19 protein-coding genes are annotated in these 23,229 nt (G+C 67.3%); 14 read left to right on the forward strand and 5 right to left on the reverse strand.

Features of this window, described 5'->3' with window-relative positions; all coding sequences use genetic code 11:
• Nucleotides 1-6: 6 nt before the first annotated feature.
• Nucleotides 7-963, reverse strand: a complete 957-nt coding sequence (locus ARTB_RS06265; RefSeq protein ID WP_243178191.1) for a carbohydrate ABC transporter permease — start codon at nucleotides 961-963, stop codon at nucleotides 7-9.
• 171 nt (nucleotides 964-1,134) lie between these two features.
• Between ARTB_RS06265 and ARTB_RS06270 the strand changes: the two genes are divergently transcribed.
• From ARTB_RS06270 to mmsB, 10 genes are all read left to right on the forward strand, one after another.
• Nucleotides 1,135-2,385 carry a Gfo/Idh/MocA family protein gene (locus ARTB_RS06270; protein WP_243178192.1) on the forward strand — a complete coding sequence of 417 codons (1,251 nt, stop codon included), beginning with the start codon at nucleotides 1,135-1,137 and terminating at the stop codon, nucleotides 2,383-2,385.
• Nucleotide 2,386: 1 nt separating this feature from the next.
• Nucleotides 2,387-3,466 (forward strand): LacI family DNA-binding transcriptional regulator, encoded by a 1,080-nt coding sequence (locus tag ARTB_RS06275; protein WP_243178193.1) that lies wholly within the window; start codon nucleotides 2,387-2,389, stop codon nucleotides 3,464-3,466.
• A gap of 195 nt (nucleotides 3,467-3,661) precedes the next feature.
• Nucleotides 3,662-4,684, forward strand: a complete 1,023-nt coding sequence (locus tag ARTB_RS06280; protein WP_243178194.1) for a LacI family DNA-binding transcriptional regulator — start codon at nucleotides 3,662-3,664, stop codon at nucleotides 4,682-4,684.
• Nucleotides 4,685-4,793: 109 nt separating this feature from the next.
• The gene (gene araB, locus ARTB_RS06285) at nucleotides 4,794-6,566 is read left to right on the forward strand and encodes a ribulokinase (protein ID WP_243178195.1); all 1,773 of its coding nucleotides are present in this window, start codon (nucleotides 4,794-4,796) and stop codon (nucleotides 6,564-6,566) included.
• Nucleotides 6,563-7,243, forward strand: a complete 681-nt coding sequence (locus ARTB_RS06290) for an L-ribulose-5-phosphate 4-epimerase (protein ID WP_243178196.1) — start codon at nucleotides 6,563-6,565, stop codon at nucleotides 7,241-7,243. The genes araB and ARTB_RS06290 overlap by 4 nt, the downstream gene beginning before the upstream one ends.
• A gap of 75 nt (nucleotides 7,244-7,318) precedes the next feature.
• A complete protein-coding gene (gene araA, locus ARTB_RS06295; RefSeq protein WP_243178197.1) occupies nucleotides 7,319-8,839 on the forward strand; it encodes an L-arabinose isomerase in 1,521 nt (506 codons plus the stop codon).
• On the forward strand, nucleotides 8,836-9,738 hold the full coding sequence (locus ARTB_RS06300; RefSeq protein WP_243178198.1) for an aldose 1-epimerase family protein: 903 nt from the start codon (nucleotides 8,836-8,838) through the stop codon (nucleotides 9,736-9,738). Before araA ends, ARTB_RS06300 begins: the two co-directional genes overlap by 4 nt.
• 244 nt (nucleotides 9,739-9,982) lie before the next feature.
• Nucleotides 9,983-11,107, forward strand: a complete 1,125-nt coding sequence (chvE, locus tag ARTB_RS06305) for a multiple monosaccharide ABC transporter substrate-binding protein (protein WP_368859392.1) — start codon at nucleotides 9,983-9,985, stop codon at nucleotides 11,105-11,107.
• Between the two features lie 107 nt (nucleotides 11,108-11,214).
• Complete coding sequence (mmsA, locus tag ARTB_RS06310; RefSeq protein WP_243178200.1) at nucleotides 11,215-12,744, forward strand: multiple monosaccharide ABC transporter ATP-binding protein; 1,530 nt, start codon at nucleotides 11,215-11,217, stop codon at nucleotides 12,742-12,744.
• A gap of 5 nt (nucleotides 12,745-12,749) precedes the next feature.
• Nucleotides 12,750-14,039: a multiple monosaccharide ABC transporter permease gene (mmsB, locus tag ARTB_RS06315; RefSeq protein WP_243178201.1), complete on the forward strand. Its 1,290-nt coding sequence runs from the start codon at nucleotides 12,750-12,752 to the stop codon at nucleotides 14,037-14,039.
• A gap of 292 nt (nucleotides 14,040-14,331) precedes the next feature.
• Here mmsB and ARTB_RS06320 read toward each other — a convergent pair whose 3' ends face one another.
• The 3 genes from ARTB_RS06320 to ARTB_RS06330 are packed head-to-tail and all read right to left on the reverse strand — an operon-like array spanning nucleotide 14,332 to nucleotide 16,075.
• The gene (locus ARTB_RS06320; RefSeq protein ID WP_243178202.1) at nucleotides 14,332-15,081 is read right to left on the reverse strand and encodes a ribokinase; all 750 of its coding nucleotides are present in this window, start codon (nucleotides 15,079-15,081) and stop codon (nucleotides 14,332-14,334) included.
• Nucleotides 15,029-15,328, reverse strand: a complete 300-nt coding sequence (locus ARTB_RS06325) for a LacI family DNA-binding transcriptional regulator (RefSeq protein WP_243178203.1) — start codon at nucleotides 15,326-15,328, stop codon at nucleotides 15,029-15,031. The genes ARTB_RS06320 and ARTB_RS06325 overlap by 53 nt, the downstream gene beginning before the upstream one ends.
• A gap of 54 nt (nucleotides 15,329-15,382) precedes the next feature.
• Nucleotides 15,383-16,075 carry a GntR family transcriptional regulator gene (locus tag ARTB_RS06330; RefSeq protein ID WP_243178204.1) on the reverse strand — a complete coding sequence of 231 codons (693 nt, stop codon included), beginning with the start codon at nucleotides 16,073-16,075 and terminating at the stop codon, nucleotides 15,383-15,385.
• 106 nt (nucleotides 16,076-16,181) lie between these two features.
• Between ARTB_RS06330 and ARTB_RS06335 the strand changes: the two genes are divergently transcribed.
• From ARTB_RS06335 to ARTB_RS06350, 4 genes are all read left to right on the forward strand, one after another.
• Nucleotides 16,182-16,940 carry a LamB/YcsF family protein gene (locus ARTB_RS06335; protein ID WP_243178205.1) on the forward strand — a complete coding sequence of 253 codons (759 nt, stop codon included), beginning with the start codon at nucleotides 16,182-16,184 and terminating at the stop codon, nucleotides 16,938-16,940.
• Between the two features lie 94 nt (nucleotides 16,941-17,034).
• Nucleotides 17,035-18,375 (forward strand): MFS transporter, encoded by a 1,341-nt coding sequence (locus tag ARTB_RS06340; protein WP_243178206.1) that lies wholly within the window; start codon nucleotides 17,035-17,037, stop codon nucleotides 18,373-18,375.
• Between the two features lie 46 nt (nucleotides 18,376-18,421).
• Nucleotides 18,422-20,170 carry a 5-oxoprolinase/urea amidolyase family protein gene (locus tag ARTB_RS06345; protein ID WP_439954100.1) on the forward strand — a complete coding sequence of 583 codons (1,749 nt, stop codon included), beginning with the start codon at nucleotides 18,422-18,424 and terminating at the stop codon, nucleotides 20,168-20,170.
• A complete protein-coding gene (locus tag ARTB_RS06350) occupies nucleotides 20,170-21,918 on the forward strand; it encodes an acetyl/propionyl/methylcrotonyl-CoA carboxylase subunit alpha (RefSeq protein WP_243178207.1) in 1,749 nt (582 codons plus the stop codon). The genes ARTB_RS06345 and ARTB_RS06350 overlap by 1 nt, the downstream gene beginning before the upstream one ends.
• A gap of 66 nt (nucleotides 21,919-21,984) precedes the next feature.
• Here ARTB_RS06350 and ARTB_RS06355 read toward each other — a convergent pair whose 3' ends face one another.
• Entirely contained in the window at nucleotides 21,985-23,211 is a 1,227-nt protein-coding gene (locus ARTB_RS06355) for a glycoside hydrolase family 26 protein (protein ID WP_243178208.1), read from the reverse strand.
• Between the last annotated feature and the right edge of the window lie 18 nt (nucleotides 23,212-23,229).

Consider the following 23,229-nt stretch of genomic DNA (forward strand, 5'->3'; position numbering starts at 1 on the left):
GGTTCCTTAGTCCAGATCCGATTCGTTGCCCTTGAGGAACTTCATCTGGACGAAGGCCACAAGAGCGAGAATGACGAAGAGAATGACGGACAGGGCCGAGGCGTAGCCGAAGTCGGATTCACCGAAGGCCTTCTGGTAGATGTACATCTGGATCACGCGGGAAGCATTGATCGGGCCGCCGCCCGTGGTCACAGCCACGGTGTCGAAGACCTGGAAGGAGCCGATCACGGTGACCACCAGGACCAGCACCAGCACTGGGCGCAGGAGCGGCATCGTTATGCTCCAGAAAGTCCGGGTCGGGGAGGCGCCGTCGAGCGAGGCGACCTCGTACACGTGGTTGGGAATGGACTGCAGGCCGGCGAAGATCAGCAGGGCGGTGTAGCCCATGTGGCGCCAGACGTTGACGCCGGCGATGGTGGGGATGGCCCATTGCTCGCTGCCGAAGAAGGCGATGCGCGGCAGGCCCATCCAGTTGATGATTTCGTTGACGATACCGAGTTGGTAGTCGAGCATCCAGAACCACAACAGCGCGACGATCACGTTCGCCACAAGGAAGGGCAGCAGCAGGGCGCCGCGGATAAGCGTGGACTTGGCGACGTTGTGCATCAGCAGGGCAAGTCCGAGCGCGATGGCGGTCTGGAAGCCGATGTTCAGTGCCACGTACTGGACCGTCACGGCCATGGCGTTCCAGAAGAGATCGTCCGCGAAGATCGCTGTGTAGTTTTTGGTGCCGATCCAGGTGGGATCCCCCAAGACGCTGTACTCGGTGAAGCTGAGGTAGACGCCGCGGATGCTCGGCACCAGGTAGAAGGCAACGAAGCCGAGCAAGGCCGGGGCGATGAAGAAGAGGGCGACCCTCAGGTCGCTCCGGGGTCGGCGCCGGCGGCGGGGGGCAGCGTTGCCCGTTCCCGGGCCGGTCGCCTTGCGGGCCAGGGCGGCTCCGCGGGCAGTTGTGGTGGTCATTGGTGGTTCCTCCGCAGTTACGTGGATGCTGTGACGTGGATTACAACTGAGGCTTGAATCTACACGAGTAACTTTCCAATGCGCAACCGTTTCTTTCATGTTTCCGGGCGGAAAATTTCTGCTCATTGTCTGCTATTGACTCGAGTAGAAACTGGTGTGAAACTTGCGTGCATGACTTTCTCACTAGGCATCGTCGGCGCCGGACAGTTTGCAGGCGCCTTCGCCAAACTCTTCGACGCCCATCCCGCGATTTCAGAAGTCCATGTCACCGACGTCCTGCCGGAACGGGCCGAGGCCCTCCGTGAGCGGCTCGGCCTGGCGGGGACCTATCCCAGCTTTGAGGCCATGCTCGACGGCGGCCTCGACGCTGTGGCGATCTTCACCCAGCGCTGGACGCACGGCCCGCTGGTGCTGCAGGCGCTCCGGGCGGGCAAGCATGTGTATTCGGCAGTGCCGATGGCCATCAGCGAGGACGAGATCGCCCGGATCATCGAGGCCGTCCGGGAGACGGGCCTGACCTACATGATGGGCGAGACAAGCTACTACAACCCCGCCACCGTCTATGCCCGCAAGCGCAAGGCTGAAGGCGCCTTTGGCCGCATCTTCTACGCCGAGGGCGACTACGTCCACGACATGGATCTCGGCTTCTACGAGGCCTACCAGTACAGCGGCGGGGAGGACTGGAAGAGCACCGCCAGCTACCCGCCCATGCTGTACCCGACCCACTCCACCGGCGGGGTGCTGGGCGCGATCGGCGGCCATGCCGTCAGCGTCAGCTGCATTGGCGTCCCCGACGAGCGCGGAGACGGTGTGTTCGACAAGGACGTCAGCATGTTCGGCAACGACTTCTCCAATGCCACCGCGCTGTTCGAGCTTTCAACCGGCGGGTCCATGCGCATCAATGAGATGCGCCGCGTCGGCTACCCCTCCCACCTGCGCGAAAGCCGCTTCCGTTTCTTCGGCACCGAAGCCAGCTTCGAGCAGCTGGCCCTGGTCAGTGTGTGGCAGGACAAGGAGTCCGTGACCGATGTCAGCGAGGAACTGGCCACCCGGGCCACGCTCGCCGCGGACGATCCGGCGCTGGCCGGCGTCGCACCGGCCCTGCGCGACGCCTTCAGCTCCGGGCTGGCCGCCGTGCACGACGCCGGCCGGCTTCCGGCCGAGTTCCGCGGACTTCACAACGGGCACGAGGGCAGCCACCACTTCCTGGTGGACGACTTCGCCACGGCCGTCGACACGGGGACGCTCCCGCCCGTCAACGCCTGGGAAGCCGCCCGCTACACGCTGCCGGGGATCGTGGCGCACGAGTCCGCCCTCCGCGGCGGGGAGCGGTTGCCCGTGCCGGACCACGGCGACGCCCCCGTCCGGCTGCCTGCGCAGGGAATCAATGAGGAAGGCTTTGCCCGGGAACTCCGGCGGTAGCATGGTCACTGTGCCACACTCGCCCGCCTCCGCCAGGCCCACGATCACCCGAAAAGACGTGGCCAGGCTGGCGGGCGTCAGCACCGCCGTCGTCAGCTATGTGGTGAACGGCGGCCCCAAGCGGGTCTCCCCGGTGACTGCTGCGAAAGTCCGCGAGGCCATCAGCGCCCTGGGGTACCGTCCGAACGCCGCGGCGAGGGCACTGAAACTTGGCTCCAGCGAGATGCTCGGCATGGTGGTCCCGGACACCACCAACCCCTTCTTCGCCACTTTGGCCCGCGCCGTGGAGGAAGCCGCGGCGGCGCGCGGCTATGCCCTGCTGCTGGCGAACTCGGGCGGATCGGCGGCCAATGAGCGCCGCCAGGTCAGGAACCTCGCGAGCCGCCGCGTTGACGGGGTCTTCCTCTCCAGCGTGCTGTTCGAACCCGACCTGACCGAGCTGGAGCATTCGGAGATCCCCGCCGTGCTGCTCAACCACAGCACCGAGGTGCCGGGCTTCAACTCGGTCGGCGTGGAGCTGCTGGAAGGCTCCCGGCGTGCCGTCGAGCACCTGGTGGGCCACGGCCACCGCAACATCGCACTGGTCATGGGCATGAACGCCGGCAATGATCTCGATGCCCGCGAGGTCGGGTGGCAGCAGGGGCTCGCGGAGGCCGGTCTCCCGGAGGGACCCATCCTGCGCTGTGACTTCGACCGGCAGGGCGGCTACCGGGCCGGGCAGCGGCTGCTTGCGGCCGCGGACCGACCCACCGCCGTGTTCGTCAGTTCCGACCTGCAGGCCGTCGGCCTGCTGCGAGCCGTGTCCGAGGCCGGGCTTCGGGTCCCCGAGGACCTGGCGGTCTTCTCCTTCGACGGCTCGGCTGAGGCGGAGTTCAGCTGGCCGCCGTTGAGCACGGTCGCGCAGCCCGTCCAGGCCATGGCCGAGGCCGCCGTCGAAGCGCTCATTGGCTTTGACGGCGTGTCTCCCACCCGGAACAGGATCTTCCCCGTGGACCTGGTCCTGCGCGCGTCCTGCGGCTGCTCGCCGGTACCCGCCGCGCCCGGGCCCGCCGCGCCGGTAGCGGCCCAGCCGGGCACGTAAGTTCCCCGCCGCGCACGTCGTTGCGGTTCCCGGCGTCGTTCCCTGCGGGCGTCACACCAGGGTCCAAATGGACTATGGTTAGCGCTAACAGGAGCCGGGGGGCGGCCGACCAGCGGGCGCCCCGTGCCCTCCTATCGTTTGATTTCACAATTTGATTCAAGCCGGTGGACGGCATCGGAGCGAAAGGGGCCTCGCATGGGGAACAACAATGACCGGCGGCAGCCGCGGCTCGAAGACGTCGCAGCGCTGGCCAAGGTTTCCCACCAGACCGTCTCACGGGTGATCAACAACCACCCGAATGTCAGCACGGGAACAAAGTCCCGGGTCGAGGCGGCGATTGCCGAACTCGGCTACCGGCGCAACACGGCCGCCCGGAGCCTGGTGACCCGGCGCACCCAGACCATCGGTGTCCTCGCCTCCGAGCTCGGGCAATACGGCCCGGCGAATACCCTGCTGGGGGTCCAGCAAGCCGCCAGGGAAGCAGGGTATTTCGTGAGTATTGCCGCGATTAAGGGGGCCGCGGCGAAGGCCATTTGCGATGCGGTGCGGCACCTGACGGACCAGGGCGCGGACGGATTGATTGTGATCGTGCCGCACGACGGGACACTTCAGGTGCTCGAGGACCTGAACCTGGATCTCCCGGTGATCGTCGTCGGCGGAGCCGGAGAAGGGCGGTTGAGCGGCGCGATGGTCGACCAGAAGCTCGGCGCGCGGCTGGCCGTCGCCCATCTGATCAGCCTTGGCCACGAGCGGATCGGCCATGTCTCCGGACCGCTCGACTGGGTGGACGGCAAAGCCCGGGTTGACGGATGGCGCGAGGAGTTGGCGGAAGCCGGCCTCTCCGACGAGCTTCTGGTCGAGGGGGACTGGAGTGCGGACAGCGGGTACCGGATCGGGCAGCAGCTGGCAGAACAGCGCAGCGCCACCGCAGTGTTCGTCAGCAACGACCAGATGGCGCTCGGGCTGCTGCGGGCGTTTGGCGAGAAGGGCATCCGGGTTCCGGAAGACGTCTCCGTGGTTGGCTTTGACGACCAGCCCGAATCCGCCTACTTCATGCCGCCGCTGACCACTGTGCGACAGGACTTCGAGGAACTCGGAAAGCGCTGTATGGACCTGATACGCGCCCAGGTCGAGGGTGATGCCGCCAGTGGCGCCCTGGTGGTCAAACCTGCGCTCGTGGTGCGCGCCAGCACCGCACCCCGTCCCCGTCTCTCCTAAGGGCCGAAGCCCTCCGTTCCGGCAATACGTGCCAGGCTTCTTGACAGCATGTTTGTTAGCGCTAACAATAGGGGGGTTCGCAATGTTGCGGAACCTATTGGAGGATTTGATGGACTTCTCAGTGGACGGAACCGAAAACTTTGTCATCGGCGTGGACTACGGCACGCTTTCCGGGCGGGCCGTCGTCGTCCGGGTCCGGGACGGCAAGGAACTGGGCAGCGGGGTCTTTGAGTACCCGCATGCCGTGGTCACCGGCGAGCTTCCGAAAGACACGGCTGGGGTCGCCGGCATCCGGCTTCCGGGCGAATGGGCCCTGCAGGTGCCCAACGACTACCGCGACGTGCTCCGCCGGGCTGTGCCCGCGGCCGTCGCCGACGCCGGGATCGACCCGGCCGCCGTGGTGGGCATCGCCACCGACTTCACGGCCTGCACCATGGTCCCCGTCAAGGGCGACGGCACACCGCTGAACGAACTTCCCGGATTCGCCAACCGCCCGCACGCCTACGTGAAGCTGTGGCGCCACCATGCCGCCCAGCCGCAGGCGGACCGCATCAACGCCCTGGCTGCGGAACTCGGCGAAAACTGGCTGCCGCGCTACGGCGGACTCATCTCCTCCGAATGGGAGTTCGCCAAGGGCCTGCAGTTGCTGGAGGAGGACCCGGAAAGCTACGCCGCGATGGACCGCTGGGTGGAAGCGGCTGACTGGATCGTCTGGCAGCTGTGCGGTAACTACGTCCGCAACGCCTGCACGGCCGGCTACAAAGGGATCTACCAGGACGGCCGCTACCCATCCAAGGAATTCCTGTCCGCCCTGAACCCGGACTTCAAGGATTTCGTCAGCGCCAAGCTGGCGCACACCATCGGCCGGCTCGGCGATGCAGCCGGCTATCTGACGGCCGAGGCCGCCGCCTGGACCGGACTGCCGGAAGGCATCGCCGTCGCAGTGGGCAACGTGGACGCCCACGTCACGGCGCCCGCAGCGAAGGCAGTTGAGCCCGGGCAGCTGGTGGCCATCATGGGAACCTCCACCTGCCACGTTATGAACGGTGCCGAACTGCGGGAAGTCCCGGGCATGTGCGGCGTGGTGGACGGCGGAATCGTCGACGGACTTTGGGGCTACGAAGCTGGCCAAAGCGGAGTGGGCGACATCTTCGGCTGGTTCACGAACAATGGCGTCCCGCCCGAGTACCACCAGGCAGCGGAAGCGGCAGGCCTGGGCATCCACGAATACCTCACGGAACTGGCCTCCCGCCAAGCCATCGGCGAACACGGCCTCATTGCCCTGGACTGGCACTCCGGCAACCGTTCCGTGCTGGTGGACCACGAACTCTCCGGCGTCGTGGTGGGTCAGACCCTCGCCACCAGGCCCGAAGACACCTACCGGGCCTTGCTGGAAGCCACGGCCTTCGGCACGCGCACCATCGTGGACGCCTTCCGCGACTCGGGAGTGCCGGTCAGGGAATTCATCGTGGCCGGCGGCCTGCTGAAGAACAAGCTGCTCATGCAGATCTACGCGGATATCACCGGCTTGCCGCTCTCCACCATCGGCTCAACCCAGGGGCCCGCCCTGGGGTCGGCCATCCACGCCGCCGTGGCCGCAGGTGAATACGCGGATATCCGTGCCGCTGCGGCTGCCATGGGATCGGAGCCCGGCAGCATCTATATTCCCATTCCGGAAAATGTTGCCGCCTACGAAAAACTCTTCCAGGAGTACCGGACGCTGCACGACTATTTCGGCCGCGGCACCAACAGCGTGATGCACCGCCTCAAGGCGATCCAGCGTGCGGCCAGGCCCTCGTTTGCTGCCACTGCGGGCGCTCCGCAGCAGAACGCCGTCCCCGCCGTCCCCGCCGGCCCGGTCGCAGAGGAAGTGTCCGCATGAGCAACCTGCTGGAAAGCATCGCGGAGGTCCGTCGCGAGGTCTGCGAACTGCACGCCGAACTCACGCGCTACGAACTGGTGGTGTGGACGGCCGGCAACGTCTCCGCCCGCGTCCCCGGCCATGACCTGATGGTCATCAAGCCGTCCGGAGTCTCCTACGCGGACCTCACGCCCGGGAGCATGGTTGTCACGGACCTCTACGGCACGCCCGCGGAGGGCGACTGGAGCAACCCCGCGCTGTCACCGTCCTCGGACACCGCGGCGCACGCCTACGTTTACCGGCACATGCCGGAGGTCGGCGGCGTGGTGCACACGCATTCGACCTACGCCACGGCCTGGGCCGCGCGCGGAGAGGAGATCCCCTGCGTGCTGACCATGATGGGTGACGAGTTCGGTGGGACGATCCCGGTGGGCCCGTTCGCGCTGATCGGGGATGACTCGATCGGCCGCGGCATCGTGGACACCCTGGCCCAATCCAGCTCGCCGGCCGTGCTGATGCAGAACCACGGGCCCTTCACCGTGGGCAAGGATGCCCGCTCGGCGGTCAAAGCCGCCGTCATGTGCGAGGAAGTGGCACGGACCGTCCATATTTCCCGGCAACTCGGTGAACCACTGCCGATCGACCCGGCCCAGATCGACTCGCTTTATGCCCGCTACCAGAACGTCTACGGCCGCTAGGCCCACAACCAGGCCGCTAGGCCCACAACCAGGCCCCGAAGCCGCGTCGCCCCCAAACCATCCGCAGGAGAAAACATGTCCAACGCCAACAACACGTCCCTTGAGCAGTACGAGGTCTGGTTCCTTACCGGCAGCCAGCACCTCTATGGCGAGGACGTCCTCAAGCAGGTCGCCGCCCAGTCCCAAGACATCGCTGACGCGCTGAACGCCTCCGCCGACGTCCCGGTGAAAATCGTCTGGAAGCCCGTGCTCACGGACTCGGACGCCATCCGCCGCACCGCCCTGGATGCCAACTCGGACGACGCCGTGATCGGCGTGACCGCGTGGATGCACACCTTCTCCCCGGCCAAGATGTGGATCCAGGGCCTGGACCTGCTCCGGAAGCCGCTCCTGCACTTGCACACCCAGGCCAACGTCGAACTGCCGTGGGCGGACATCGACTTCGACTTCATGAACCTGAACCAGGCCGCGCATGGCGACCGCGAGTTCGGCTACATCCAGTCCCGCCTCGGCATCCCGCGCAAAACCGTCGTCGGCCACGTGTCCAACCCCGAGGTGTCCCGCCAGGTCGGATCCTGGCAGCGCGCCTCGGCGGGTTGGGCGGCCGTCCGGACCCTCAAGCTGACCCGTTTCGGCGACAACATGCGCAATGTCGCCGTCACCGAAGGGGACAAAACCGAGGCAGAGTTGCGCTTCGGCGTCTCGGTCAACACTTGGTCCGTCAATGAACTCGCCGACGCCGTGCACGGCGCGGCAGAGTCCGACGTCGACTCCCTCGTCGCCGAATACGAGCGGCTCTACGACGTGGCCCCCGAACTCCGCACCGGCGGCCCGCGCCACGAGTCGCTGCGCTACAGCGCCCGGATCGAGCTTGGGCTCCGCAGCTTCCTGGAGGCCAACGGCTCGGCCGCCTTCACCACGTCCTTCGAAGACCTCGGCGCACTGCGCCAGCTGCCGGGCATGGCCGTCCAGCGCCTCATGGCCGACGGTTACGGATTCGGCGCCGAGGGTGACTGGAAGACTGCCATCCTGGTCCGGGCAGCCAAAGTCATGGGCGCCGGGCTCCCCGGCGGCGCCTCGCTCATGGAGGACTACACCTACCACCTCGTCCCGGGCCAGGAGAAAATCCTGGGCGCGCACATGCTGGAGGTCTGCCCGTCCCTGACCGCCGCCAAGCCGCGCGTGGAAATCCACCCGCTGGGCATCGGCGGCAAGGAAGATCCCGTCCGCATGGTCTTCGACACCGATGCCGGCCCCGGCGTCGTGGTGGCGCTGTCCGACATGCGCGACCGCTTCCGCCTCGTGGCCAACGCCGTCGACGTCGTGGACCTTGAACAGCCGCTGCCCAACCTGCCGGTGGCCCGTGCCCTCTGGTCGCCCAAGCCGGACTTCGCCACCTCCGCTGCTGCCTGGCTGACCGCCGGAGCCGCCCACCACACTGTGCTTTCCACCGCCGTCGGCATGGACGTCTTCGAGGACTTCGCCGAGATCGCCCAAACCGAACTGTTGACCATTGACGACGGCACCACCATCAGGGGCTTCAAGAAGGAACTCGCCTGGAACGCCGCCTACTACAAGCTTGCCGGCGGTCTGTGACCGGGGACGAATACGGGCTCCGGCACGGGGAGTACACCGCCGTCGTCGCCGCCCGCGGTGCAGCGGTGCGAACGCTGCAGTTCCGCGGGCGGGACCTGATCGTCCCGTTCCCGGCCGGCGGGCCCAACCCGGACTTCCGCGGCGTCATCGTGGCACCCTGGCCGAACCGGATTCCCGACGGGACGTACACCTTTGGCGGTGCGGACTACGAGCTCCCGGTCAACGAACCCGACCGGCAATGCGCCCTGCACGGCTTCACCCCGGGGCTGGAGTGGAGGCTGGAGTCCCGGACGGATTCCGCCGTGGAGTTCTCCTGCGCCATCGGGCCGGTGCCGGGCTACCCCTTCGCGTTGTCGATCACCGCCAGCTACCGGCTGGCCAGCGGGGGCCTGCACACTGACGTCACAGCAGCCAATGTGGGGCAGCGGTCCGCACCCTACGGGGTCTGTCCCCACCCGTATCTGCTGGCCGGGCCGGCGCCGCTGGACCAATGGAGCCTGGAGGTGCCGGCACGGACGTTCCTCGAGGTCACGCCGGACCGGCTGCTGCCGATCGCCACCCGGTCCGTTGAAGGACACGGATATGACTTCCGCGCGGCCCGCGTCATCGGTTCTACCAAGTTCGACCATGCCTTCACCGACATGGTGTTCGACGGTGACGGGCAGGCACACGTCGTGGTCCGGGACCCGGGCGGGACCGGCGTCGGCATGGCCTGGGACCGCAGCTGCGCCTGGCTGCAGCTCTACACCGGGGATGCTGAACCGCCGCTGCCCGGCCGGCTCGGACTCGCCGTGGAACCCATGACCTGTCCGCCGGACGCCTTCAACACCGGCACGGACCTCGTGCGGCTCGGACCCGGAGCCTCGCACCGCGCGGCCTGGCGCATCTTCGCCGTGTGAGGGTCCGGCGGCGGTCCGAAGGAGATTGGCGCCGAATGTGCGTTGACTCACATGTTTCAAGAAGCTATCTTTGACCATATTGTTAGCGATAACAATCAGCCGCAGTTCCCTTGGTGGCTGAACCCCCGTTCCATTCAGACCTCCGCAATCCTCCCGCTGTTACCGCCCCGCAGGGGCACGATGACGTGCAGGACTGCGATCAGGAGCAACTTCGCGGACTATGGGTCCGCGGAAGGAGAAAATTGTGAAGATCAGGAAACTCCTGGGCGCCGTCGCGGTTGTCCTCGCTGTGACCGTAGGGGCCACAGGCTGCGGCAGCAGGCCCGGCACGGCCGCCCCGGCCGCCAGCGCCGACGCCGCCGGTTCCCTCGTCGGTATCTCGATGCCGACGCAGACCTCGGAGCGGTGGATCGCCGACGGCAAGAACGTCTCGGAATCCTTGACGAAGCTCGGCTACAAAGCCGACCTGCAGTACGCCAATGATGACATCCCCACCCAGGTGTCCCAGATCGAGAACATGCTCACCAAGGGTGCCAAAGCCCTCATCGTCGCGGCCATCGACGGCACCACGCTGACCGATGTCCTCGCCAAGGCGAAGGAGCAGAACGTCAAGGTTATCGCGTACGACCGGCTCATCAACGGCACGCCGAACGTCGACTTCTACACCACCTTCGACAACTACACGGTGGGCGTCCAGCAGGCCACGTCGTTGCTGACCGGCCTGGGCCTTGTTGACGCCAGCGGCAAAAAGGTCGAAGGCAAGGGCCCGTTCAATGTGGAGCTCTTCGCCGGCAGCCCGGATGACAACAACGCCAACTTCTTCTGGACCGGCGCCATGGACACCCTCAAGCCGTACCTGGACGCCGGAACCCTGAAGGTGCCCAGCGGCCAGACCAAGTTTGAGCAGGCTGCGATCCTGCGCTGGCAGGCCCCCGTGGCCCAGAAGCGCATGGAGGACATCCTCACGGCCGCCTACAGTTCCGGCACCAAGCTCAATGGCGTCCTCTCCCCGTATGACGGCCTCTCCATCGGCATCATTTCGGCCCTGACGAGCACCGGCGGCTACGCCAAGGGAAGCCTGCCGATCGTCACCGGCCAGGACGCCGAAAAGGGTTCGGTGAAGTCCATCACCGCCGGCGAGCAGTACTCCACGATCTTCAAGGACACCCGCCAGCTGGGAGCCCAGGCTGTGAAGATGGTCGACGGCCTCCTGAAGGGTCAGGAACCCGAGGTCAACGACACCAAGACCTACAACAACAAGGTCAAGGTCGTCCCTGCGTACCTGCTCAAGTCCGTCATCATCACGAATGAGAACTACAAGAAGGAACTCATCGACTCCGGTTACTACACGGCGGCCGACGTCAAGTAGCCACGTCGAGGGTGGCGGGCCGCCGTCGAGTCCGGGCCGCCACCCTTTCCCGCAGACTCCTGCAGCCGCAGGACGTCTCAGGTACTACCAGTCAGTGAGAATTGGCGATGAACACACCCATTCTTCAAATGCGAGGAATCACCAAGACCTTCCCGGGCGTGAAGGCCCTCCAGGACGTCACCCTGCAGGTGAACCGCGGCGAAGTCCACGCCATCTGCGGTGAAAACGGCGCAGGGAAATCCACCCTGATGAAGGTCCTGTCCGGCGTCTACCCGCACAGCTCCTTCGACGGCGACATCCTCTTCGAAAACGAACCCTGCAACTTCTCCAGCATCAGCGACAGCGAGAAGCGCGGAATCGTGATCATCCACCAGGAGCTGGCACTGAGCCCTTACCTGTCCATCGCCGAGAACATCTACCTCGGCAATGAACAGGCCAACCGCGGCTGGGTGAACTGGCGCAAGACCAACCTGGAGGCCGCGAAACTCCTGGCCCGGGTGGGCCTGAGCGAAAACCCGGTCACCCCCGTCCAGCACATCAGCGTGGGCAAGCAGCAGCTCGTGGAAATCGCCAAGGCACTCTCGAAGGAGGTCAAGCTCCTTATCCTCGATGAACCGACGGCGGCCCTCAACGACGAGGACTCGAGCCACCTGCTGGACTTGATCCTGCACCTGAAGGGCCAGGGTGTCACCAGCATCATCATCAGCCACAAGCTCAACGAAATCCGCAAGGTTGCGGACGCCGTCACCATCATCCGCGACGGCAAGACGATCGAGACCCTCCGCCTGGGCGACGGCGAGATCACTCAGGAACGCATTATCCGCGGAATGGTGGGCCGGGACCTGGAAAGCCTGTATCCGGACCGGGAACCACAGATTGGCGAGGAAGTCCTGCGGATCGAGGACTGGTCCGTCCGGCACCCGCAGGACTACAGCCGGGTGGTGGTCAACAACGCCAGCCTCAACGTCCGCAAGGGGGAAGTGGTGGGGCTGGCAGGACTGATGGGTGCCGGCAGGACGGAGCTGGCCATGAGCGTCTTTGGACGGAGCTACGGCACCGCCACCTCGGGGAAGGTGTTCAAACACGGCACGGAAATCAACACTTCCACCGTCTCCGACGCCATCAGGCACGGCATCGCCTACGCCACTGAGGACCGCAAGCTCTACGGTTTGAACCTCATCGAGGACATCAAGCGGAACGTATCCATGGCGGCGCTGCGCAAGCTGGTCAAGGGCGGCTGGGTGGACAAGAACCAGGAAACCGTGGTGGCCAACGACTACCGGAAGAGCATGAATATCAAGGCCCCCTCGGTTGCCGCCGTCACGGGCAAGTTGTCCGGCGGCAACCAGCAGAAAGTGGTGCTGAGCAAGTGGATGTACTCCGATCCGGACGTGCTGATCCTCGACGAACCCACCCGCGGCATCGACGTCGGCGCGAAGTTTGAGATCTACACGATCATCGCGAAGCTGGCCGCGGAAGGAAAGGCGGTCATTGTGATCTCCTCCGAACTTCCCGAACTGCTGGGCATCTGCGACAGGATCTACACCCTCTCTGCCGGGCACATCACCGGCGAGGTCCCGATCGCCGAAGCATCACAGGAAACCCTCATGCACTACATGACCAAAGAGAAGGAATAGCGAACATGTCCGCCCTCCGAGAATCCCTGGGCTTCCTGACAAGCCGCCTCCGCCAGGTTGGCATCTTTGTCGCCCTGATCCTGATCGTCCTGCTGTTCCAGATCCTGACGGACGGGATCCTGCTGGAGCCGCAGAACGTCACCAACCTGGTGGTCCAGAACAGCTATATCCTGATCCTGGCCATCGGCATGGTGATGGTGATCATCGCCGGCCACATCGACCTGTCCGTCGGTTCGGTCGCCGGCTTCATCGGCGCCTGTGCCGGTGTCATGATCGTGCACTGGGGCTGGGAGTGGTGGCTTGCTATTCCGGCCTGCCTGCTGATCGGCGCGCTGGTGGGTGCCTGGCAGGGCTACTGGATCGCGTACGTCGGCATTCCCGCCTTCATCGTCACCCTCGCCGGGATGCTGATTTTCCGCGGCCTGACACTGATCGTTCTCAAAAACCAGCAGATCACGCCGTTCCCCGGCGAACTGCGGGCGCTGGGCGGCGGCTTCCTGCCGGACATTTCCGGCGGCACGTCGGTGCTGGAGTGGCTGACGGTCATCCTTGGCGTCGGCGCCACCCTGGCGCTGGTGATCCAGGCGGTCAAGGAACGCCGGATCCGCAAGAAGTTCGAACTCGAGAACGAACCGGTGGCCTGGTTCGCCACCAAGACCGCGTTCATTGCCCTGCTCATGCTGACCATCACATTCCTGCTCGCCAGCTACCGGGGCACCCCAATCGTCCTGATCGTGCTGGCGGTCCTGGTGATCGTCTACACGGCCCTGATGAACAACAGCGTCTTCGGCCGGCACACCTACGCACTCGGCGGCAACCTGCACGCGGCTGAGCTGTCCGGCATCAAAACCAAGGTGGTCACCTTCCGGCTGTTCGTGAACATGGGCGTCCTTGCCGCACTGGCCGGCCTCGTGTTCACGGCCCGGCTGAACTCCGCCCAGCCGGCCGGCGGCACGGGCTTCGAACTGGACGCCATCGCGGCGGCGTTCATCGGCGGCGCCGCAGTCACAGGCGGCATCGGAACCGTGGCAGGGGCCATGATCGGCGGTCTCATCATGGGTGTCCTCAACAACGGCATGTCGATCCTGGGCCTCGGCACCGACTACCAGCAGCTCATCAAGGGCCTGGTGCTGCTCCTCGCCGTCGGCTTCGACATCTTCAACAAGAACCGCAGCGGCAAGGGCGGTGGGATCTCGATCATCGAGCGTCTCAAGCTGAAAACCCCGCCCGCGGCTGATGTTGACACCGGGAAGCCGGCGGCAGAGCATCCGGTCCCGGTAGCGGCCGGAAAGTAGCACGGGATACTCCAGACTGCTGCGACCGGGGCCGGCCCCCAAGAGGCCGGCCCCGGTCGGGCGTTTATTGCGGGTCTTTGCTGGGCCGCTACCGGGCCGCCGATTGCGCCGTCTGGTCCTCCGCGGCGGCGCCCGGTTTGCCGGCGATGATGGCGTCGACTTCAGCCTTCTCCTTGGCCCCCCAGGTTTCGCGGGTGTTCAGCCGGCGTGGTCGTTGCCGAGTGCGATTTTCATGGGTCTCCTTCGTGCGGGACTGAGTGAGGGACGTTCAGGCGGGGTGTTGCGGGTTTGGCTATGCCGGTACTTCATCGCGCCATGGAATCGATTCCATGGCGCCGGGGCGCGTCACGGCGACAGCGGAGGCATGGGTGGCGTGGAGCATTGCCGCAGGCAGCTCGCGGTCGCTGCCGGCGAGTGATGCGGCGAGGTAGCCCACGAACGTGTCGCCGGCTCCGGTGGTGTCCCTGACGTCCACTTTCGTCGCCGGCACATGCACGGGACTGCCGTCAACGACGGTGAAGGATCCTTCCGCGGCGGCGGTGCACACGATGGCCGGCCTCAGGAAGGGCGGGAGCGACGTGACCAGGTCCCGGTGGTTTCCTTGGATTCCGGCCAGGCCGGTGAGGCCGGCGAGAACCTGGATTTCCTGTTCGTTCACCACCAGGAGGTCGACGTCCTCGAGCAGCGCCTCGATCTGCCGGGGGGCCGGGGCGGCGTTGAGGATGACGAATGCCCCGCGATTCTTCGCGGTCCGAGCGGCCTGCCGGACCAGCGCGGTCGGGATTTCCAGCTGCAGGACCAGGACGTCGCCGGCCTGGACGGCGGCGAGTCCCGCTTCGACGTCGGCGGCGGTAAGCCCGGCGTTTGCACCCGGACTCACGATGATCTGGTTTTCGCCCTGGTCATCGACCGCGATGACCGCCGTTCCGGTGGCGGCGGTGCCGCTGACCCGAACGTAGTCGGCATCGATGCCGGCCTCGGCGAGGACCTCAAGAATCCGCCGGCCATGGGCGTCGTCGCCGACGGCGCCGGTGAACGTCACCGCGGCGCCGGCCCGGACAAGGGGCGGAATTGAGGGGCGCTGCCGTCACGATGACGTTGGTCCCGGTGGAACGGAGCGCGCGCGCCTGGGCGTTGGGGTGGAAGTCCAGCTGGGTGACGGCGGCGGCCACCCTCTGGCGGGACTCGGCGGAGGTTGCCGGGTTTCCGGAGAGCACCCTGGACGCCGTGGCGGGGGAGGCGCCGGCCAGTGCCGCCACGTCCTTGATGGTGATGGATGGTCCCGTCACTGCTGCCGCCTCTCGCGCTCAAACCAAATCATGGAATCGATTCCATGGAATCGTTCACTCGCCGTGGACGGCGGCCTGGCGCTCCTCGGACCGGTTCAAATAGGCCAGCAGCAGCGCGCCGGCTTGTTCCAGGTCTCCGGCTTCCAGGGCGGTGCAGATTTCCTCGTTGTCCGGCAGGTAGCCCCGGTAGAAGTGCGCGTCAACGGTGGCCTTGTGGAAGAACAGCCGCATCTCGGCCAGCACCTGGGACATGATCGTGTCCAGGCGCCGGCTGCCCGCCAGGGCCACGATCGCGCCATGGAAATGCTGGTTGGCGCTGCCCAGGCCCTCCTCGTCATTGGCGGCGGCGGCGGCTTTGCCCTCTTCAACGGCAGCGCGGACCGCGGCCACGCGCTCCGGGCTCCCGCCGCCGCGGATCGCACTGACTTCAATGGCGCGGCGCACGGTGTAGACGTCGTGGATGTCGCCGGCCTCGAGTCTGGCCACGAAGACGCCGCGGTTGGGGTGCCGGACCACCAGGCGCTCGGCCGCCAGTTCGGCGAAGGCCTCGCGGACCGTGTTGCGGGAGACGCCCAGCTCTTCGGCGATGGTCGACTCCGTGAGCCGGGCTCCCGGCAGGAGCAGGCCCTCCGCCAGTTGCAGGCGCAGCTCGGCCGCCACCCGGTCCGCCACGGACGGGACGGCCACGCGCAGCCGCGCCGCAGCTGCGCCGAGGGCGGAGCCGGCAGCTGCATCGGGAGTGGTCATAGTGCCGAATCTACACGATTGTCCCAATGTTGAATCGTCGGATTGTTGAACAATCCGTGAAATTGATGCATCCTAGTAGGGGGCTATCATGAGACGAGGATCACAAATGGCAACCATTGACCTGAACAGCGACGTCGGCGAGTCCTTCGGCCGCTGGACCCTGGGCGACGACTCGGCGATGTTCCGCTCGGTCTCCAGCGCCAACGTGGCGTGCGGATTCCATGCGGGCGACCCGAGCGTCATCCGCCGGACCTGCCGCGAGGCGATTGGCGCCGGCGTCGTGATCGGCGCCCACGTCGGCTACCGCGATCTCGCCGGCTTCGGCCGCCGCTTCCTGGACATCGACCCGATCGAACTGGCCGACGACGTCGTCTACCAGATCGGTGCCCTGCAGGCGCTGGCCGCCGTCGAGGGCGGCACGGTTAAGTACGTCAAGCCGCACGGCGGCCTCTACAACGCGATCGTCTCGCACACCGCCCAGGCGAAGGCCGTTGTCGACGCCGTGAAATCCGTTGACCCGAACCTGCCCATCCTGGGCCTGCCGGGCTCGGAAGTGCTGCGCCTGGCCGAGGCCGCCGGCCTCCGCGCGGTGACCGAAGCCTTCGCGGACCGGGCCTACAACCCGGACGGCACCCTCGTGTCCCGCACGCTCCCCGGAGCCGTGCTGGAGGACCCCGCTCTCGTCACTGAGCATGTCCTCCGGATGGCCACCGATTCCGCCATCCGCACCATCGACGGCTCCATCCTGAAAATCCGCGCCGAAAGCATCTGCGTGCACGGTGACTCCCCGGGGGCCGTCGCCATGGCCGCTGCCGTCCGCGAAGCGCTCAACGCCGCGAACATCACCACCGCCGCCTTCGTCTAGGCCGCAGCTTCACCGCTTCACACCCCGGTTCCGCCGGTACCACCCGCACTTAAACCCAAGCAACAGGCAGCACCCCGCACACCTGGAGGAAACCATGACTGCAGCACCGCATCAGGCCACCCCGGCCGCCGGCAAGAGGAAGCTCCCGCCCGGCGCCCTCAAGGCCTACGTCGCGAGCCTCACCGGCACCTCGCTGGAGTACTACGACTTCGCGATCTACTCCGTGGCCTCGGCCCTGGTGTTCCCCAAAGTCTTCTTCCCGGGCAACGACGAATTCGTCGGGCTGCTGCTGTCCTTCTCGACCTTTGCCGTGGGCTACCTCGCCCGTCCCATCGGTGGCGTGATCTTCGGGCGGCTCGGTGACAAGATCGGCCGCAAGAACGTCCTCGTGACCACCCTGCTGCTCATCGGCATCGCAACCGTGCTGATCGGCGTGCTGCCCGGCTACGCCGCCATCGGCCTGGCCGCTCCCACCATCCTGGTGCTCCTGCGCCTGGCGCAGGGAATCGGCGTTGGCGGCGAATGGGGCGGAGCCGTGCTGCTCTCGAGCGAATTCGGCGACCCCCGCAAGCGCGGCTTCTGGTCCTCCGCCGCGCAGATCGGTCCGCCCGCCGGCAACCTGATGGCCAACGGCGTCCTTGCCGTGCTGGCCGCGACGCTCAGCAACGAAGACTTCCTCTCCTGGGGCTGGCGTGTAGCCTTCCTCGCCTCGGCCATCCTGGTGGTCTTCGGCCTGCTGATCCGGCTGAAGCTCGAGGAAACGCCCGTCTTCAAGGCCATCAAGGCCCACGGCGAACAGGCCAAGGCCCCCATCAAGGATGTCTTCACCAAGGAACCGCGCGCCCTCGTCTCGGCCGCCCTGTGCCGTGTCGGCCCGGACGTGCTGTACTCCCTGCTCACCGTCTTCATGGCCGTCTACGCCACCAAAGAGCTGGGCATGACCACCAGCAACGTCCTCAGCGCCATCCTGATCGGCTCCGCATTCCAGCTGGTCCTGATCCCGGCGGCGGGCGCCCTCACGGACCGCGTCAACCGCCGCCTCGTTTACGGCGTCGCCGCCGTCGGAACGGCCGCATACATCCCGCTGTTCTTCCTCATGATCCAGGGCAAGTCGGTCTTCATGCTGACCGTCGGCATTGTGATCGGACTGGCGTTCCACGCCTTCATGTACGGCCCGCAGGCTGCCTACATCACCGAACAGTTCCCGGCCCGGTTGCGCTATGCCGGCAGCTCGCTGGCCTACACCCTGGCCGGCGTGATCGGCGGCGCCGTCGCACCGCTGGTCTTCACCGCCCTCTTCGCCGTCAGCGGCAACTGGTTCCTGATCGCCGGCTACCTCGCGGTCGCCTCGATTGTGACGGTGATCGGACTGGCCATTGGGCGCAACCCGCAGCCCGAGGAAGAAGAGCGGCTCCTGCAAGATGCCCGCGCCTGAGCGGCGCGGATCCTGTTCACCGGCACAATGATTGAGGCAACTCGTGATTGAGACAGCAGGGGAACCCCTGAAGGTACAAGCCGCCGCAGCAGGCGAAACCGCAGTTCACAAGGTCCGCTCCGTGCGGGCCGTGGGGACGCGCGCGGTCCTCGCTGAGCTCTCCGGCACCCAGGACGTGCTCGCCCTGCAGGCACTGCTCCTCGAGAAACCGCTGCCGGGCCAGCAGGACATCCTGGCCGCGGCCGAGACCGTCCTGGTCAAGGCCGAGTCCCCGGCCTCGGCCCGGCGCATCGCCGCCCGCCTGATGCAGCTCGACCTCACCGCACCCGTGCAACGCGACGGTGAGCTGGTGTTCATTGACACCGTGTACGACGGCGAGGACCTCGCCGAAGTCGGACGGCTCACCGGCCTGGGAACCGACGGCGTGATCGCCGCCCACTCCGGGCAGATCTGGACCGTGGCCTTCGCCGGCTTCGCCCCCGGATTCGGGTACATGATCGGGGAGAACCAGCAGCTGGAAGTGCCGCGCCGCAGCTCGCCCCGCACCGCAGTTCCCGCGGGGTCCGTGGCGCTGGCCGGCAACTACTCGGCCGTGTACCCGCGGCGTTCCCCGGGCGGCTGGCAGCTGATCGGGCGCACCAACGCCAAGATGTGGGACCTGGACCGGGAGCCGCCCGCCCTGGCCGCCCCCGGCCACCGGGTGCAGTTCCGTCCGGTCCGGGATGCACTCGCGCTAGCGGCCGAGCCAGTAGCGGAGCCCGCTGTCGAGCCGGCCGCGGCGCCTGCGGCCGAGGGCACCGCGCCGGAACCGGTTGCCGGGCAGGATGTCATGGCCGGGATCCGGATCGTTTCACCGGGCCTTCAGAGCCTGATCCAGGACCTCGGCCGGGACGGCCACTCCGGGCTGGGCGTCTCCGCCGCCGGCGCGCTGGACCGGGCCTCGCTGCGCCGGGCCAACCGCCTCGTCGGCAACGCCCCCGGCGCAGCCGGCATCGAGACCGTCGCGGGCGGACTCAAGGTCCAGGCCGTGGGGGACCAGGTCCTCGCCGTCGCCGGGGCGCCGTCGGAACTGAGTATCGCGTCCGCTCCGGACGACGCCGGCGATACGTGGCAGCGCACCGTGCCGGTGGCGACTCCCTTTGCGCTGCTCGACGGCGAAACGCTCAGCATCGGTGCGCCGCACAGCGGCTTCCGCAGCTACCTCGCGGTCCGCGGCGGGGTGGATGCCGCCCCGGTACTGGGCAGCCGCTCCACGGACACCATGTCCGGGATCGGTCCTGCGCCCCTGGCCGCCGGGCAGCAACTGGGCGCCGGCGGAGAAGCCGAGACGGGCGTCGTCGGAAATCCCGAACTGCAGCCGGACTACCCGGCCGCCGGGGTGACCGTCCTCGACGTCGTCCCCGGCCCCCGCGCCGACTGGTTCGATCAGGCGGCACTGGACTCCTTCACCGCCCAGGACTGGGCCGTGCTGCCGCAGTCCAACCGCGTCGGCATGCGGCTGGACGGTACGCCGCTGCAGCGCAGCCGCCAGGGCGAACTGCCCAGCGAAGGCACCGTCGCCGGCGCCCTGCAGGTCCCGCCGGAGGGCTTGCCCGTGCTCTTCCTGGCCGACCATCCGATCACCGGCGGCTACCCGGTGATCGCCGTGGTGGTCGACTCCCAGCTGGACCTCGCCGCCCAGGTCCCGATCGGCGGCAGGATCCGCTTCCGCTGGGCCGAATCCGCCACCACCGAGCACCCCACCGAACACGGCACTACTGAACACGCCACCACCACAGAAGAAGCGAGTAACTGATGCGCAAGGTCCTGATCGCCAACCGTGGAGAAATCGCGGTCCGCATAGCCCGGGCCTGCGACGACGCGCAGCTGGCGTCCGTCGCTGTCTACGCCGACATCGATGCCGACGCCCTGCACGTCTCGGCCGCGGATGAGGCGTTCAGCCTGGACGGCAACTCGCCCGCGGACACGTACCTGAACATCCCCAAGCTCCTCGCCGTGGCGGCCCAGTCCGGTGCGGACGCCGTCCACCCCGGCTACGGCTTCCTCTCCGAGAACGCCGACTTTGCCCAGGCCGTCCTCGACGCCGGGCTGACCTGGATCGGTCCGACGCCGGACGCGATCCGGCTGCTCGGCAACAAGATCACGGCCCGCGACGCGGCCGTCCGGGCCGGCGCACCCCTGGTGGCCGGCAGCGACGGTCCCGTCGACACGGCGGCCGAGGCCCGCGCTTTCGCCGAAGAGCATGGCCTGCCGATCGCCATCAAGGCCGCCTTCGGCGGCGGCGGCCGCGGCATGAAGGTGGTCCGGGTCATCGACGAGGTCGAGGAAGCCTTCGACTCCGCCGTCCGGGAAGCCGTTGCCGCCTTCGGGCGGGGCGAGTGCTTCGTGGAGCGCTACCTGGACCGTCCGCGCCACGTCGAGGCGCAGGTCCTGGCGGACGCGCACGGCAACGTCGTGGTCGTCGGAACCCGCGACTGCTCCCTGCAGCGCCGGCACCAGAAGCTCCTGGAAGAGGCCCCCGCGCCGTTCCTGACCGACGAGCAGACCGCCCTGATCTACGACGCCGCCAAGGCCGTCTGCCGGGAAGCGGGCTACTCCGGCGCCGGCACAGTGGAATTCCTCGTCGCGGCGGACGGCACCGTGGCCTTCCTGGAGGTCAATACCCGGCTCCAGGTGGAGCACCCCATCACCGAGGAAACCACGGGGATCGACCTCGTCCAGGAACAGTTCCGGATCGCCGCGGGCGAGCCGCTGCGCCTGGTCGAAGACCCGGCACCGCGCGGACACGCCTTCGAGTTCCGGCTTAACGCCGAGGACGTGGGCCGCGGCTTCCTGCCCTCGCCCGGCACCATCGGCGAATTCGCCGGCCCCACCGGCCCGGGCATCCGCCTCGACACCGGCGTCCGCTCCGGGTCCTTCGTCGCGCCGCAGTTCGATTCCCTGCTCGCGAAGCTGATCGTCACCGGCGCGGACCGCCAGCAGGCCCTGCGCCGTGCCCGCCGGGCCCTCGCCGAAATGCGGATCACCGGCGTCGCCACCGTGCTGCCCTTCCACCGGGCCGTGCTGGAATCCCCGGACTTCACCTCCGAGGACGGCCTCGGGATCCACACCCGCTGGATCGAAACCGACTTCGCGGACAGCATCCCTGCCGATCCCGACTACAGCACCACCGCGCCCGACGGCGAACGCCGCACCATCACTGTCGACGTGGACGGCAGGCGCCTCGCCGTCGGCCTTCCGGCCGATCTGCTGGACGCCTGGGCCCGCTCGGGCAGTTCAGCGCCCGCCGGGGTGTCGGTAGCGTCCGACGGCGGTGCCGCCGCCGGCGACCCGGGGGAGCTGCGCGCGGACATGGCAGGGACAGTCGTGAAATGGCTCGTCGAGCCGGGAGCCGAAGTCTCGGCCGGGGACCCGGTGGTGGTCCTTGAGGCCATGAAGATGGAAACCCAGGTCTCCGCGCACCGGGACGGCACCGTCACCGACGTCCGCACCAAAGCGGGCGGGGTTGTCACGGCCGGCGCGGTGCTCGCGCTGATCGGGTAGCCGTTTTCCGGCAGTGTTGGGGCCGTTTCCGCCGGCGGAAGCGGCCCTTTTTCCCTGCGTGTTTGGCTATCTGGGCCGCGCCGCCAGGGCGGACGCCAGAGCGGTGGCGGAGCCGGGACTGCTGTCGATCCGCCAGTCTGTTTCCTTGTTGAAGTTGAACCAGACCACTGCTGTGACATCGGGCTGGGCAGCCAGATAGCTGATCAAGGCAGTGTTCCAGTCGGCTTTGGACCCGCCTTGTTCGGCCGATGAAGTCTCTGCCACGAGCACGTGTTTGCCTGGGGCAAGCCGTCTCAGTTCGGACAGGCCCGGGCCGAAGAGCTCCGATGGCCAAAGCCAGCTGCTCCAGGCTGCTGATGTACCCCAGTTGTAACCGTCGAGGGCCACTTCATCCACGTAAGCGGAGCCCGGATACAGCCCGTCGAGCGGGGTTGACCCCCAATACGGAACGTTGGGATTCCAGACCCAAGAGATGTTGGAGGCGCCGGTAGCAGCAACGACGTCATGGACGTGCCGCCACGCCGCAGCGTAATCGCCGGGTCCGTTACCGTTGACTCCCTCAGACCAGGGGTACCAGTTGCCGTTCATTTCGTGCCCGAAGCGCACCATCACTGGATGCCCCCAGGCTGCCAGCGCCTGGCCCCACTGCCGCAAGTAGGGGTCGAAGTTGCCGGCCGTAATGCGGTCCAGGGCATAGGCCGGCTGATCGGCTCCGCCGCCCCAAGCCCAGGGCTCCCAGGTCAGCAGGGCTACGGCGCCTCGGCTGCGAACAGCATCCAGCTCCGTGATGGGCGGGCCTTGATTGAAGTCCTTGTAGGACAGAATGACCGACGGCGCCTCCCCGGCGAGGGACGCGGCCCCGTCCAATTCCGCTTGGGCCAGCGGCCCGCCGGGGGTGCCGACGCCGAAGCGCAGCGGCGAGCTGCTGATGACGGGGGGCAAAGGTTCCGCCACCGGCGCGGCCGCCACGACCGCAAAGCCCGTCGACGCCTTGACGGTGCCGGATACGGCTTGGACGTCAAGGACCGGCTGGGACGTTTGCGGGATAACGACGTCGGCGGTGAAGCCTCCAGAGGCACTGACCTTGAAGGCGACGGAACTGGCCCCGGCGCTCACAGTTCCGGAGCCCTTCTTGGGAAAACCGGTGCCGGTGACGATGACCGCGGTTCCGGCCGGGCCCTCGGCCGGGCTGAGGCTAAGGGACGGGGAGGCGGCCTGGGCGGGTACCGCCGCGAGGGACAGGCTGAACGCCATGAGGACAAGAACGCAGGCCAGGCTTAGCAGCGGCTTCATCGTGGCTCCTTGGCCGGG

The organism is Arthrobacter humicola (assembly GCF_022803015.1).
Lineage (GTDB): Bacteria > Actinomycetota > Actinomycetes > Actinomycetales > Micrococcaceae > Arthrobacter > Arthrobacter humicola_A.